Here is a 13,786-nt window from a genome sequence, read left to right on the forward strand (position 1 = left end):
AATAATACCGCTGCCATAACGCGCGTATTTTTTATATAATAATCGCAGCTCTCCGCATTATTCAATGTATACTAAAGAAAATTCTATTGCATTTTGACAATTAATTCAATAGCCACTGCATATATTTTTTAAAAAACATGTGCAAATAATCTGTTCAACGTGCCAGATCGCTCTGCATACAGCTCTTCGTTTTCATCCGTGCCTTGATGACAGCCAGCATAATAAACCAAACCGGCGTTACAAATAAAGCGACCCTTGTTTCTTCGTTGAATGCCAAAATCACTATAACGAATGCGAAGAATAATAAAATCAAATAACTGCTGAGCGGATAAAAAGGCATTCTGAATTTATTTAATGATTTGTACTCAGATTTTGACTGACGGTATTTCATGTGGCAGATAACCATAATTGCCCATATATAAATGAAGCAGATAGTTGATATACTTGTGATCAATACAAAAACACCCTTAGGCATTATATAATTTAAAATTACTGAGATTAAGATAACCGCTACAGAAAATATTGTCGCATTAGCGGGGACCTGCCTGGATGTAAGTTTCTTCATAGATTCCGGTGCATTATTTTCTTTTGATAAAGAATATACCATACGGCTTGTACTGAAAATGCCGCTGTTGCATGCTGATGCTGCAGCTGTCAATACAACAAAATTCACTATACCGGCGGCGGCTGCTACTCCCACTGCGGCAAATACCTGAACGAACGGACTCTTATCCGGACTTATTGCTGTCCATGGATAGATACTCATTATTATGGCAAGAGCACCTATATAAAAAATTATAATGCGGATAGGTATATTATTGATAGCCTGCGGTATAACCGTTCCGGGATTTTTTGTTTCTCCTGCGGTTATACCGACGAGTTCGATACCGGTAAATGCAAAAACGACCATTTGGAATGAAAGTATGAATCCACTGATCCCATTCGGAAACCAACCGCCGTTATTCCATAGATTTGAAAAACCTGATTCACCTATATCTGTAGAAAATCCCTTGAAGATCATAACGGCACCAACAACGATCAAAGTCAATATTGCCGCTACCTTGATTAAAGCGAACCAAAACTCCATTTCACCAAACATTTTCACCGCAGTAAGATTCATGATCAATAAAACCACGAGTACTATAAAGCTCGGCACCCATTGACCAACACTAGGAAGCCAATATTGAATATACAATCCTGCTGCTGTCAGATCAGCCATAGCAAGGGATATCCAGCAGAACCAATAAGTCCATCCTGTAATGAAAGCGGCTCTGTCTCCCATATATTCATAAACAAAATCAACAAATGAATGATAGTTCAAATTTGAAAGAAGAAGTTCGCCCAGAGCCCGCATTACCCAAAAACAAATTATACCCGTTATCAAATATGCCAAAAGTATAGATGGTCCTGCCAAATGAATAGATCTGCCTGCTCCTAAAAATAGCCCTGTACCTATCGCCCCGCCGATTGCCAGCAATTGCACATGGCGATTTTTCAATTCTCTTGATAAACCTTGTTTTTCCGACATGTAAATTCCGCCTTTTAATATATTAAAATCTTCTCAAAATAAAAAGAGGTCAAATTATAAAAATTTGACCTCTGAGATAACATACTGCTCCATACTCTGTCCTTTTACCTGAGAGATTCACTGCTAAAATCAGCAGCTTGCTCCTTCGGTGCTCATCTGAGGCTCTCCAGAGGTCCGTCTGATATTGGTTCTTTTGCCTGAAAGTATAACATCTTCGGCGGACTGTAAAGTCTCTCTCCCAATATCTTCATCCGAAATTATATGCAATTTTCAATACAGTTACATACTTTATCACCTATTTTTATAAATGTCAATTATTTAAATACATTAATATTATCCACACAAACACCGATAATATTAAAATTAATTGCCTATAAATATTTGTCAATTTAATTTATTAGCTTGTCATATATATTTATGTGCCGCATCCCGATGGCGGACGGTCCTTATCCTCCGCAGCAGCAGAAAGACCACCATGATTATTTTGGCGAAATAGAAAAGATTCTTATGGCCATATCTGCTTCCAGCAGATTGCCCTGTACTGCAATATTTATCTTATCAACAATATTATAACGATCTAAGCCATTAATTTTTTCCAGAAAATCCAGCACTTGAAAATAATCACCCTTAGTTTTTATTTTTATAATTGTCTCTTCATAAAGATCATTTTTACCGGACTGTGGTACAGGTTCGACAGAGGAGAGGACAATATTGCTCACAGCTGCTGCTTCCTGCAATGAGGAAATAAAAGCTGCTTCATTTTTTTGATCCGGCAATTTATTTTTCCAAAATAAATTTATTTCTTCTACTTTTCCTGCAGTATTTTCGTTCTTTTCGTACCTGTCAGAAAATGATCTCAATGTTCTCAGCTGTTCTTTATTGCTGCTTATTTTCTTTTCTACAGCATACAGCTCTCTATCACAAGGAATGTAGAGCAGTAAATAAACCGCAGCGGCATATACGCATATCATTAAACTCACAACAGACAGATAATACTTATCTCTTTTTCCCATATATTCACCTGTCTTTATATATTTTCAAAACAAAAATTACAGCACCTGTTTCTTTTTCCTCTTTCTCAGAAAGCATCGAGGTATCAGGAAAGTAATATTGTTTCAATGCTTCTATATATTCTTCAAGTGCTTCATAGCTCAAACTGGTGCCTGTAATGATAATATTGTCCGTTTCATCAGTTTTGACGGCATTAAGCCAGACTCCGTCAATATAAACAGACCCCATATTGCTCAGTAATGCATAACCGGACATATTAATCGGATGAAGTCCCAGCAAAATATTTTTTCTTTTTTGAATATCCATTTGATAATTTTCAAACATGTTTTTTTGTTCAACAATATTTTTCATGTTATGTAATTGTGACTCTAAACCGATTTCTTCTTCATGGGCAGCGGCTATGACAAAATGAAAAAAACTCGCTATAGCCGCTGTAAAAATAAAAGCTGCTGCACACATAAAGACGCTTATTATCCGCCAATTCAATCGCGCGGGTTTTTGTTTTTCCGGCAGCAGATCCAATTTACTGTCTTTCAATAAAATATTCTGCGCCAAACTTTTTATATACGGGGGAAGAATTGATTCATCCGTCGGTAAATGAAAGCTTATCGCTCCTTTATGCCACCCCAGCTGAAAAATTTCGCTTTCTTCTTTGTTCGCCAGAACTTCATCCTGCAGCGGAAAAACTCCGCATGGACATAAATATGCAGCGGTGCATATAGCATACAGAGTCATAATAAATGCTTTCTCTGCTGTATATATTTTTATATTTACCGAGTCCTCCGTATATTCATAATCGAAAGAAACGCACTGAGTATCATCTATTGCCGCATTACCGCGAATTTCCCAATAAATAGCCTTTTTCAGCTCTTTGTAAGACATCGGAGGAAAAATATTTTTATACAAATTAAATTTGTCAGCAGAGATGCACATATATACAGGCAGGTCTCTGCAGCCTATTTTCAACACTGCATTTTTCAATATATCACTAAGCTGATCAAATTCCGAAAAATTTACTGATATATAATGTTCAATATTTTTTATCTTCCATAAATTATCCTCCAATTTAATATTGGCCAGATAAATATCATCTTCCATTATTGCCAGTGAAACTACATTTATATGATTGCTGTAAAGCAATTTTTCAATTTTTTTATTCTTCATGGTAATTCCACCGTATCACGGATAATTTATGTTCTTTTTCCTTAATATATACTGTTATCCGTTTAGAAGCACCGCCGGCATTCCCCACAGCATTAAGTGTGAAATATGAGTCCTCATAATTGAAAAAGTGCAGATAAACAGCAGCGCTCAGCTGTTCTTCATCTTCCTGCCAGCTCTCCTCAAACAGAGTTTTTTTATAAGTTATAAAACTCCCATCTGCCTGTCGTTTTATATCATCATAAATAAACGTTTCTGTGCTCAATAGATATATTGTCCTTTCCAAAGCACTTTCTGCGGCATACTGAGCTTTAATACCATTTACAGCCAACAGATCTATTTTTTGTTCATTGGTGCTTAAAAGAAAAAGCGAGGAAGTGATAAAGAGCATCGGCAGGATATAGCATAATCCTGCCAATGTGGAAATTCCCTTATTGTTCATTTTTTGTGCCTCAATTCAATGAACGGCTTCCCAATCTTGTCACTGCTGTATCCAGATAAAAATACTGGGAAGAAAATTGATGAGTCCCCTTCAATTCCAATAAATACACACGATTATCCTTATTCTCTGATAAAGGCCGGCATGAAAACCTCACATAGGTGTAGCAAAAATCATTGTCACCTGTCAGTGGCTGCCCCTTTTTTATAATACGCGGAAAAAAAGCCAGATCATCTTGTCTGTATTTTATAAATTCTGCTGACGCTTCACTGCTGCCCGCGGTAGCACGTGTGGTAATGGCAATGGCATCATGCCCGCTTTCCTGATAAACTGTCACCGAATCAGCATGCTTTATATCCTGAATTATGCATTCGGCTGCAAAACGCATCTGTGAACGAAGTTCCATCTGATAAATATTTTTCAAATACATATGCAGCACTGCCAAAAAGATAACGGAAATACTCATCATGATAAATACATAAATATTGAGCGACAGCAGTGTCTCCAGTAATATACTTCCGGCCTGGTTTTTTCCTTTTTGTTTATTCATTTGTATACACCGTTTTCCTTAAATCAAATTCGGCCTGCTTTCCATTGACAGTCCAATTTACTTTGGCAGTCACAGTTTTCAATTTATCATTTACTGATAGGGAAGTATTAATATGGAAAAGAACATTATTTTTATTTATTGAAGCTTCTTTTATCGTTCCCGCATCATAGAATTTTTTCTCAGTTAATATTTCGCCTTCAATCATGGCAATTTCTTTTTGTGCAAGATAAACAGCAGTCATTTTAGCATCTTCCATCACCTGATTTTCTGAATATATTCGAAAAACACTGAAGATAGCCGCCGCAGCCAAAAGCAATATGCTCAGGGAAAAAACCTGCATAAGCATAAAAAAACCTTTATTGTTCATTATTTTGCCATCCTGATGCGCCCATATGAATGAATAATTACTTTTGCCAAAGAATCTTTGCCGGAAATATTTATCGTCGCGGCATTGACCGTATATTTATCACCTCGATTAAAAGAAAATACTGATCCGTGATTCGAACTCAGCACTATTCCCTCCGGCATATTTACTACAACAGGTTTTGCGGCAGGGTCAAAATATAATTCATATGAAGTTTTGTTCAGCACCATATATGGTGTAGGAACAGCCTTCGCTTCATGCGGCAGTGAAAAATTTTTCTGCTGAAGAAGCCGCAGATTGCTAAGCAGGTATTGAGCCTGAAAATCTGTCTGCATTTTTTCCGTCAGTAAAAATTTAGGCGCAGCCATAAGAAAAAATACAGCCAGTACTGCAAGAGATAATATCAACTCAATGCTCATGAAACCATATTGTCTTTTTTTCATTGCATTTTTCCTTAAAAATAAAATATGCTAAAAATGATCAGGGCACCAAGTGAAATAAACGGCCCAAATGGCAGTATATCATTAAGTGTGTATTCTTTTTGCAAAATTCTGTAAATGCATAATAGGGATGCACTGAATACCGCAAAAAATATTGCCTGCGCGATCAAGGGATAAGGCAGCCATAAGCAAAGCGCATAGGAAAGTTTGACATCACCGCCTCCTATAGTATCAGTAAAAAAATAAATGGGCAAAAATACCATGCTTATAAATATCAATGCAAAAAACACATTCCAAAAAGCAAAATATTCATTCTGCATCAACTGATGTATACATCCGCCAAAAGCTATAAAAACTGGCAGCTTATTTGGAATAAGGTACGATTTATAATCTATGTAGGCAACTTTTGCCAACAATAAGAGAATGTAGATAAAGCCGGCATATTTTTCCGATATATTCAATAAAAAGCAATATCCTGTCAGACAAATTATTTCTGTAAAAGGCAGCTGTATTTTCATTTTTTTACTGTTCCAAAATCTTTTAAAGCATGCCCCTGACAAAGCGCTGTCGCATTTACAGTATCCAGTTCATATGTTTCCGCCGTTATTTTCAATTTATCTCCTGTACGTAAATAGCTTTCTCCCTGTGGTGGTTTAAGATTATCCACATCGTCTATATATTCAGCTAAGTCTGTCTTTATATTTTGCGGATTCCGGCCGTGTGTCGATAAATGCATAGCAATCGCTGTATTCAGTGTCTGCAGATCGGCCTGTATTTTGGCCGTATTGGCAAGCGTGACAGAATTGCTGAATTTAGGAATAGCCAGCGTTGCCAATATTCCTAATATGACAATAACAATCATCATCTCTAAAAGCGTAAAACCTCTCTCATCTTTTAAAAATTTTTTTCTCATAATAATTTCCCTCACATAGGTACCTGTGCAGCCGCTTCAAACATGGGAATAGCAATAGCCGCCACGAATATACCGATAAATATAGAAAGCGCTATTATCATACATGGCTCTGCAAGCGCTATACCGCGTTTATAAAGCAATTCAACATCATTTTTATAAAATTCTGCTGTCGTATTCAGCATAATTGCCAAATTGCCGCTTTTCTCCCCTGTAAGCAGCATTTGCATAAATAAAGGAGTAAATAATGTATTTTTCGCCAATGAGGAAGATAATGTATTTCCCCTTTGAATATCTGCCTGAACTCTTTTCAATATATTTTCCAAATATTCATTGGGCGAGTTGCTGAGAATAGTGCTTATACTTTTGTCTATGGTCAGCCCTGAAGAAAGCATAACCGATAACTCATTGCAAAATTGCAATAATATTAATTCGGCAAACAGCCGGCCCCAAAAAGGTGTTTTTAAAAGAAACTTATACACCATGTATTTATATTTCTTTTGCTGCCACATAAAATTAAAAACAGACAGCAGAGAAAGGAACAGCATGATAAAAACTATCCCGTATTTTTCTAAACCAAAACCAAGAAAAAGCACAAAAGTTGTCAGCAATGGCAACGGCACATTTAAATTTTTCAGCAACTCTGCAAACATAGGCATAACTACAGTAAGCATTACACCGGCAGTGACAATAAATACAAGACTTAGCATCAAAGGATAAACAGCAACGGTTTTCAATTTTTCTCTTATATTATAGTCACGTTCAAGGTAATCTGCTGAATACTGCAATACATCGTCAAGTTTGCCGCCTGCTTCACCTGCCGCGGTGAGAGCAAGAAAGCTCCTGGGGAAAGCAGTTTTGTGTACGGCAAGACTGTCAGAAAAGCTTTTCCCTGTTTGGATCTGCAATGAAATCTCATAAAGTATATTTTTGAATTTTATATTTTTTGTCTGTGCATTTATTGCCTCAAGTGCCTCCTTCACGGTTATGCCGGATTTCAGCATTATACTCAGCTGCCGGCAAAAAAAAGCAACATCATTACAGCTTATTATATAACCGAATCTTCCTTTTAATCTCTGCCGCAAACTACATTTTTCCTCTTCTAAACCGAGCAGAAAATAATTTTGCGACCGCAGTATTTCAGCGGCTTCATCAGGAGATGCCGCAAATATGCTGCCTTTTATATCTTTGCCCAGATGATCCTTAACACAATAAAAATACTTTTTCACAGTATAAGCTCCGATAATTTTGACCACTATTCAGGTGGCATAAAAACACCGTCTGAATTAAGCCTTCCATTATATAGATATCATCAAAAAATCCCGTTTTCAACGCTCATCTCAAAGTGGTATATTTTCTATTAATTGATAAGGTTTTTTCGGCGCAGATTGTTCAATGCAGCTTCCATAGTCTGCATTCCTTCACTTTTTCCCGTCTGTATAGATGAAAGCACCTGCTGCGGTCTGCCTGATGCTATCAGGGAGCGAACCGCATCTGTTGCCGTTAAAATTTCCATGGCTGCTATTCTCCCGCCTGCTGTTTTCTGCAGCAGCTGCTGGCTTATTATTGCCTGCAGGACCATGGAAAGTTCAATACGGACAGTGCCTGCATCATCGTTAAAAAGGCTCTCGATTCTTGTGAGCGATTCTGCCGCACTGGCGGTATGCAGTGTTGAAATTACCAAATGACCTGTCTGCGCAGCCGAAAGAGCTGCCCGCATAGTTTGCCGATCACGTATCTCTCCGAGAAAAATAATATCAGGATCCTGACGCATCGCGCTCTTCATCGCCTCCTCAAAAGAAAAAAAATCACTGCCGTATTCTCGCTGATGAATAAGGCTCCGAGTCGAAGAAAAAATATACTCTATCGGGTCTTCTAAGGTCACTATATGACACGGACGGTATTGTGCTCGATAAGAAAGCATAGCGGAAAGTGTGGTGGATTTACCTGATCCTGATGGTCCTGTTACTAAAATAAGACCGCTTTTTTTCAAAATAAGCTTTTTAAGAATTTCAGGATATTCCTGATCCTCTATTGATTTTATCGTCTGGCAGATAAGGCGTACAGCAAAGGCAAGCTGACGCTGCTGCTTATATATGCTTATGCGCAGACGTCTATCGCAAATTGTATACGCTATATCCACGTCATTTTGGGATAAAAAAATCTTCCTATCTTTTTCTGTCAATAAAATATCAAAAATTTCCTGCAATTCAGCATTGTTGAACTTTATATCGGGGACAATTAATAATTTTCCGTCCACACGACAAAAACATTCCTGATCAGCCGTTATATGCAAATCAGAGCATGCGGCATCTGCAGCTGAAATCAACATTTCAAATTTATTCAAGGCGCTGGCATTCATCCTCGTTGATCACCCTCATGATTTCACTTATAGTAGTTTTTCCCCGTATGATTTTTTCTATACCGTCATTGAACAGAGGTACCATCTCATCACCCACTGCAATTTCCTTCATAACACTGCTGCTGTCTTTTAAACAAATAGATTTTTTTAGGCTTGCCTTCACTGTGAGTATTTCCTGAACAGCTATCCTGCCAAAATAGCCGCTGTTTCCGCAAAAAGCACAGCCTTTTCCTCTGAAGGCCTGCTTTATTGCGTATTTTTGCATAAAAATATATTGCTCAGAATTTTCAACAGGTTCATAACTTATTTTACAGTGAGGACAAATGCGGCGTAAAAGCCTTTGCGACAAACATCCGGCAAGAACTTCAGCCAATAAATACGGCTCTATTTTCATATCCAGCATTCGTAAAATAGCACTGACAGCATTGCCCGTATGCAAAGTAGAAAGCACCAGATGCCCTGTCAAAGCTGCACGGACAGCAGTAGCAGCTGTTTTTTCATCACGAATTTCGCCGATGAAAATAATATCAGGATCTTGCCGCAGTACTGCCCGCATCCCCTCTTCAAAAGATAATCCTGTTTTTTCGTTTATCTGTATTTGTGTTATATTATCAAGCTTATACTCAACAGGGTCCTCGATTGTCACAATATTTTTTTCCGGTGTATTCAATTCATTCAACGCGGCATAGAGTGTTGCTGTTTTACCTGAATTGACCGGACCTGTATTTAATATCAATCCGCTGGGACGATGAAACAATTTGCGAAAACTGGCTTCATTTTTATAATTTAATTCCAGTTCCTCAACAGTAAAACATCTTCCTAAAATATTTAAAAGCCGCATGACAAGTTTTTCTCCGTGTATCGTTGGAATGGTGGAAATTCTTATATCTATGGTTTTTCCTGCATATTTATAAGACATACTGCCATCCTGCGGTTTTCTTTTTTCTACAGTATTCATGCAGCTGATTATTTTTATGCGGGAAATAATCAGCTGATGCAATTCTGATGGTAAAGTAACATAATCTTTTAATATGCCATCAATACGTACACGTATGCACATATTTTTTTCTCTCGGTTCAAAATGTATATCGCTTACATTTTGTAAAATTGCGTTATTTATGATTTTATCGACTAATCCGACTATTGGTGCCGCACTTATATTGAGGTCCGGCAAATCGATATTATTACCGCTTTTATTGAATGAGCGCAGAGTCTTCTCTGCCAGCTCATTCAGCGACTTTTCCTCTATACCCGTCATAATTTTTTCAATAGTGCTTCATGTAAAGCTATACGCATAAGATCAACGTCAATTTTTCCGCACCCGCTCCATTTTTCCAAAGCAGCTGCCCCCTGTCCCGCCAGCATATATTCTCCGTTTAGAACAGTATACCCGTATTTCTCTGCTTCGACGAGGAGTTTTGTTTTTTCCGGTGTATAAATTATATCATAGACAAATGCATTGGATGGAAGCATAGTTATATCCACAGGAGGCATTTTATCGATATACATATCCATGCCAAGCGGAGTTGTATTTACTAAAAGATCTGTTTTTGGCAAAATTTCCTGAAACATTTTTTCATTCCAATCAGAGGAAGAAATATTTCCCAATTCTTTAAAATCATTGGCCAATTTTTTCGCCTTTTCTGCGTTTCTTGCAGCGATATGAACTGAACCGACGCCTGCATGGAGCAATCCATATATAACAGCCCTTGCCGCTCCTCCTGCCCCCAAGACTACAGTATTTATTCTTTTCAGAGTAAATTTTACAGACTGAAACGCACTTATAAATCCTTCGTAGTCCGTATTATAACCGTAAAGTCTGTCATTTTTTATAAGCACCGTATTTACTGCTCCGATAAGGCTGGCAGACTGATCTATCTCATCAAGATATTTTATGATATTTATTTTATGCGGTATTGTGATGTTAAAACCCGTAAAATTTAATGCTTTCAGCCCTTTTACCGCTGCCTCCAATTCATTTTCCCTGACAGGCATGGCGATGTAAGCATAGTCGAGATGCATACTTTGCAATGCTGTATTTTGAATGACAGGAGAAAGCGAATGATGGATAGGGTAACCTATAACACCCAGATTTTTTGTTTTCCCTGTGTAAATAGCAGACAATATATTCCCCTCTTTCATTATTTTGCTCCAGCACCGTGCCAAAGCTGCAGATGCTCAGACAATATTTTCCATTTCATGGATATCTGTGTTACTTTTGAATTGAACTGCCTCGGCAATATGCTTTTCCGTGATTGCAGGTGCATTATCCAGATCGGCAATGGTCCTGCTTACCTTGATTATTCTGTCATATGAGCGTGCACTTAATTTAAGCTGCTCGAATATAAGACCAAGCATATTTTGTGCCGCATCTGTCAGATGACAGAATTTCTTTATAAGCGCGTGATTCATCTGGGCATTGCAGTGAATCGCATATGCCGACAATCGTTTTGTCTGGATATTTCTCGCCTTTTCCACTCGTCGTCTTATACAAGCCGAATTTTCTGTTTTTTCCGATGTAATCATTTCCTTGTAATCAAGGCGTGGTACTTGAATATGAATATCTATTCTATCAAGAAGCGGTCCTGAAATTTTTTTCGTATACCGTTTTATTTCATTTGGAGTGCACGTACATGCCCTGCTTTTATCATTAAGAAAACCGCACGGACATGGATTCATTCCAGCCACCAGAATAAAATTTGAAGGGTATGTATAAGCACCGTTTACACGGACAATCGAAATTTGCCCGTCTTCAAGAGGTTGTCTCAACACTTCCAGAGTTATCTTGTTGAATTCCGGCAATTCATCAAGGAACAGAACTCCGTTATGGCTGAGAGTCACCTCCCCCGGTTTGGGAATACTGCCTCCGCCGATCATTCCCGCATTGGATATAGTATGATGCGGACTGCGAAAGGGCCGGCTGTCTATAAGCCCCCCTCCCGCTTTCATGAGACCGGCAATACTGTAGATCTTGGTAATCTCCAGTGCCTCCTGTTTTGTCATAGACGGCAGTATCGATGGCATTCTCCTTGCCAGCATAGTTTTTCCTGTGCCGGGCGCCCCGCACATAAGAACATTATGCCCGCCCGCGGCGGCTATTTCCAGCGCCCGTTTAGCAGTATACTGACCCTGCACATCGGAAAAATCATCTTCGGCAATGTTATCCGCTTTATTTTCTTTTATGGCCTCTGTCTCTTTCAACGCAGGATATAGTTTTTTCCTTTCGTTAAAAAAATCTATCAACTCAGCTAAACTCGTTATGGAATATACTTCCAGTCCGTCTACAAGAAGCGCCTCCTGTTCGTTGCCCTCAGGTATAAAAAGCTCTCTTATTTCCTGTCTGCGGCACTGAATAGCGATCGGCAGTATACCTCTGATACTGCGGAGATGCCCCTCCAGTGACAATTCTCCCGCAAACATTGCCTTCCCGCAGCGTTTCTGTGGAAGCAGACCGTAGGCTGCCAGAATTGACACTGCGATAGGCAGATCCAATCCACAGCCGTCCTTTTTCAGATCCGCCGGTGCCAGATTAATCGTTATCTTTTTTGGCGGCAGCTTTATACCCGAATTTTTAATAGCCGTACGCACACGCTCTTTTGATTCCTTCACTGCTGCATCCGGCAGTCCGACTATATCGAACGCCGGCAGACCATTTGCTATATCGGCTTCCACCTCTATAAGAATTCCATCTATGCCGGCAGTTGCCGCACCGAAAATTTTGGCAAACAATATAACCGCCCCTCGCTGTTATACTTTAATCAATAATGACCGGACCAACGCTTGAACAATTCATGTTCGATATGCAGCTGATCACATATTTTCCCGACCATGATATTCACTAAATCATCTATGCTCTGCGGTTTATGGTAAAAACCCGGACACGCAGGAAGTATGCTCACGCCGATGCGGGACAATTTCAACATATTCTCTAAATGCAGAGGACTGAAGGGTGTCTCACGCGGCACTAATACAAGACTGCGTCTTTCTTTTATTGTCACATCAGCGGCACGGGTAAGAAGATTATCAGCTAAACCCGCAGCTATCGCCCCCACTGTTTTCATCGAGCATGGAAGAATTACCATAGCTTCATATAAAAAAGACCCGCTTGCCACAGCAGCTCCTATATTATCAACATCATAAAGCGTATGGGCATACTTTAGAAGGTCTTCCGGCACCATTCCGCATTCATGCTGTAAAACGGTTTGTCCGGAATGAGTGACTACCAAATGTATTTCTATCCCGGTATCTTTCAATACTTCAAGAAGTTTCAATGCATAAATAGAGCCGCTTGCCCCTGTTATGCCAACAACTATGCGTTTTTTCATATTTTCCATATATTAAACTTCGAAAGCTCCCTTTATATGATTTAGTTTATACGGACAGGGAGGATTATAATATATTTCGATCACATCAAAACGATAATTCAATGAATCATGCTGATGAAATAGAATATATAAATGTGCTGTGCGTATTATTTTTTGCTGCTTTCTGCGGTCCACCGCTTGTGCCGCTGTTCCATACAATGCATTTTTTCTTGTTTTCACTTCGACAAACACGATTACATTTCTATGCTCAGCTATTATATCTATTTCACCGTATTTTGCAGTATAATTCATATCCAATATCTGATACCCGCGTGATTTCAAATAATCAGCTGCGATCTTTTCTCCCAGAAAGCCTTTTTCTCTTCCTCTCATAGCTTTATATCCGGTGGTTTTTTACGTTTATCTATTCTATACACATATGCAAGTATTTGCGCCACAACCGCATAAAGCGCAGGGGGGATTTCTCTGTCAAGTTCCAGTGCCATAAGCATACTGACAAGTGTTTTATCTTGATATACGGGCACGGAACTTCTTTGTGCGGCCTGTAATATGCTTTCAGCGGTATAGCCTCGCCCCTTGGCAACTATCTTAGGTGCTTTTCCCTCTTTTTCTCTGTAACGCAGCGCCACCGCCTTTTTATCCAGGGCTGCGCCATTTTCATTATTATTTTCTTCCATGATATATTACTCCCGTTTT

General features: G+C 38.8%; 17 protein-coding genes and 1 riboswitch. All 17 genes read right to left on the reverse strand.

The features are described from left to right. Positions 1-154: 154 nt before the first annotated feature. Positions 155-1,528, reverse strand: coding sequence for an amino acid permease (locus NXG61_RS14230; RefSeq protein ID WP_196605599.1), 1,374 nt, complete (start codon positions 1,526-1,528; stop codon positions 155-157). Between the two features lie 86 nt (positions 1,529-1,614). Next, positions 1,615-1,708, reverse strand: a riboswitch (glycine riboswitch). Positions 1,709-2,007: 299 nt separating this feature from the next. Next, the gene (gene pilO / locus NXG61_RS14235; protein ID WP_307224404.1) at positions 2,008-2,541 is read right to left on the reverse strand and encodes a type 4a pilus biogenesis protein PilO; all 534 of its coding nucleotides are present in this window, start codon (positions 2,539-2,541) and stop codon (positions 2,008-2,010) included. 4 nt (positions 2,542-2,545) lie between these two features. Continuing rightward, positions 2,546-3,703 (reverse strand): hypothetical protein, encoded by a 1,158-nt coding sequence (locus tag NXG61_RS14240; RefSeq protein WP_307224406.1) that lies wholly within the window; start codon positions 3,701-3,703, stop codon positions 2,546-2,548. Further along, complete coding sequence (locus NXG61_RS14245) at positions 3,693-4,142, reverse strand: hypothetical protein (RefSeq protein WP_307224408.1); 450 nt, start codon at positions 4,140-4,142, stop codon at positions 3,693-3,695. Before NXG61_RS14245 ends, NXG61_RS14240 begins: the two co-directional genes overlap by 11 nt. 10 nt (positions 4,143-4,152) lie before the next feature. Beyond that, positions 4,153-4,689: a PulJ/GspJ family protein gene (locus tag NXG61_RS14250; RefSeq protein ID WP_307224410.1), complete on the reverse strand. Its 537-nt coding sequence runs from the start codon at positions 4,687-4,689 to the stop codon at positions 4,153-4,155. Then, positions 4,682-5,056, reverse strand: a complete 375-nt coding sequence (locus NXG61_RS14255) for a hypothetical protein (RefSeq protein WP_307224412.1) — start codon at positions 5,054-5,056, stop codon at positions 4,682-4,684. The genes NXG61_RS14250 and NXG61_RS14255 overlap by 8 nt, the downstream gene beginning before the upstream one ends. Beyond that, entirely contained in the window at positions 5,056-5,496 is a 441-nt protein-coding gene (locus tag NXG61_RS14260; RefSeq protein WP_307224414.1) for a pilus assembly FimT family protein, read from the reverse strand. The genes NXG61_RS14255 and NXG61_RS14260 overlap by 1 nt, the downstream gene beginning before the upstream one ends. An 11-nt stretch (positions 5,497-5,507) precedes the next feature. After that, on the reverse strand, positions 5,508-6,011 hold the full coding sequence (locus tag NXG61_RS14265) for a prepilin peptidase (protein WP_196605606.1): 504 nt from the start codon (positions 6,009-6,011) through the stop codon (positions 5,508-5,510). Next, the gene (locus NXG61_RS14270; protein ID WP_196605607.1) at positions 6,008-6,406 is read right to left on the reverse strand and encodes a type IV pilin protein; all 399 of its coding nucleotides are present in this window, start codon (positions 6,404-6,406) and stop codon (positions 6,008-6,010) included. The genes NXG61_RS14265 and NXG61_RS14270 overlap by 4 nt, the downstream gene beginning before the upstream one ends. Before the next feature lie 11 nt (positions 6,407-6,417). Next, positions 6,418-7,632 (reverse strand): type II secretion system F family protein, encoded by a 1,215-nt coding sequence (locus NXG61_RS14275; protein ID WP_196605608.1) that lies wholly within the window; start codon positions 7,630-7,632, stop codon positions 6,418-6,420. A 131-nt stretch (positions 7,633-7,763) separates the two neighbouring features. Further along, entirely contained in the window at positions 7,764-8,750 is a 987-nt protein-coding gene (locus tag NXG61_RS14280) for a type IV pilus twitching motility protein PilT (protein ID WP_432748948.1), read from the reverse strand. Further along, entirely contained in the window at positions 8,743-10,023 is a 1,281-nt protein-coding gene (locus NXG61_RS14285) for a GspE/PulE family protein (protein WP_307224418.1), read from the reverse strand. Before NXG61_RS14285 ends, NXG61_RS14280 begins: the two co-directional genes overlap by 8 nt. Then, on the reverse strand, positions 10,020-10,907 hold the full coding sequence (locus NXG61_RS14290; RefSeq protein WP_307224421.1) for a shikimate dehydrogenase: 888 nt from the start codon (positions 10,905-10,907) through the stop codon (positions 10,020-10,022). Before NXG61_RS14290 ends, NXG61_RS14285 begins: the two co-directional genes overlap by 4 nt. Positions 10,908-10,943: 36 nt before the next feature. Then, positions 10,944-12,494 (reverse strand): YifB family Mg chelatase-like AAA ATPase, encoded by a 1,551-nt coding sequence (locus NXG61_RS14295; protein WP_196605612.1) that lies wholly within the window; start codon positions 12,492-12,494, stop codon positions 10,944-10,946. A 29-nt stretch (positions 12,495-12,523) separates the two neighbouring features. Beyond that, the gene (locus tag NXG61_RS14300; protein ID WP_231038662.1) at positions 12,524-13,099 is read right to left on the reverse strand and encodes a UbiX family flavin prenyltransferase; all 576 of its coding nucleotides are present in this window, start codon (positions 13,097-13,099) and stop codon (positions 12,524-12,526) included. A gap of 3 nt (positions 13,100-13,102) precedes the next feature. Further along, entirely contained in the window at positions 13,103-13,462 is a 360-nt protein-coding gene (locus NXG61_RS14305; protein WP_196605613.1) for a YraN family protein, read from the reverse strand. Further along, positions 13,459-13,767 (reverse strand): EscU/YscU/HrcU family type III secretion system export apparatus switch protein, encoded by a 309-nt coding sequence (locus tag NXG61_RS14310; protein WP_196605614.1) that lies wholly within the window; start codon positions 13,765-13,767, stop codon positions 13,459-13,461. The genes NXG61_RS14305 and NXG61_RS14310 overlap by 4 nt, the downstream gene beginning before the upstream one ends. Positions 13,768-13,786: the final 19 nt, after the last annotated feature.

It is taken from the genome of Pectinatus haikarae, from assembly GCF_050916305.1.
Classification (GTDB): domain Bacteria; phylum Bacillota; class Negativicutes; order Selenomonadales; family Selenomonadaceae; genus Pectinatus; species Pectinatus haikarae.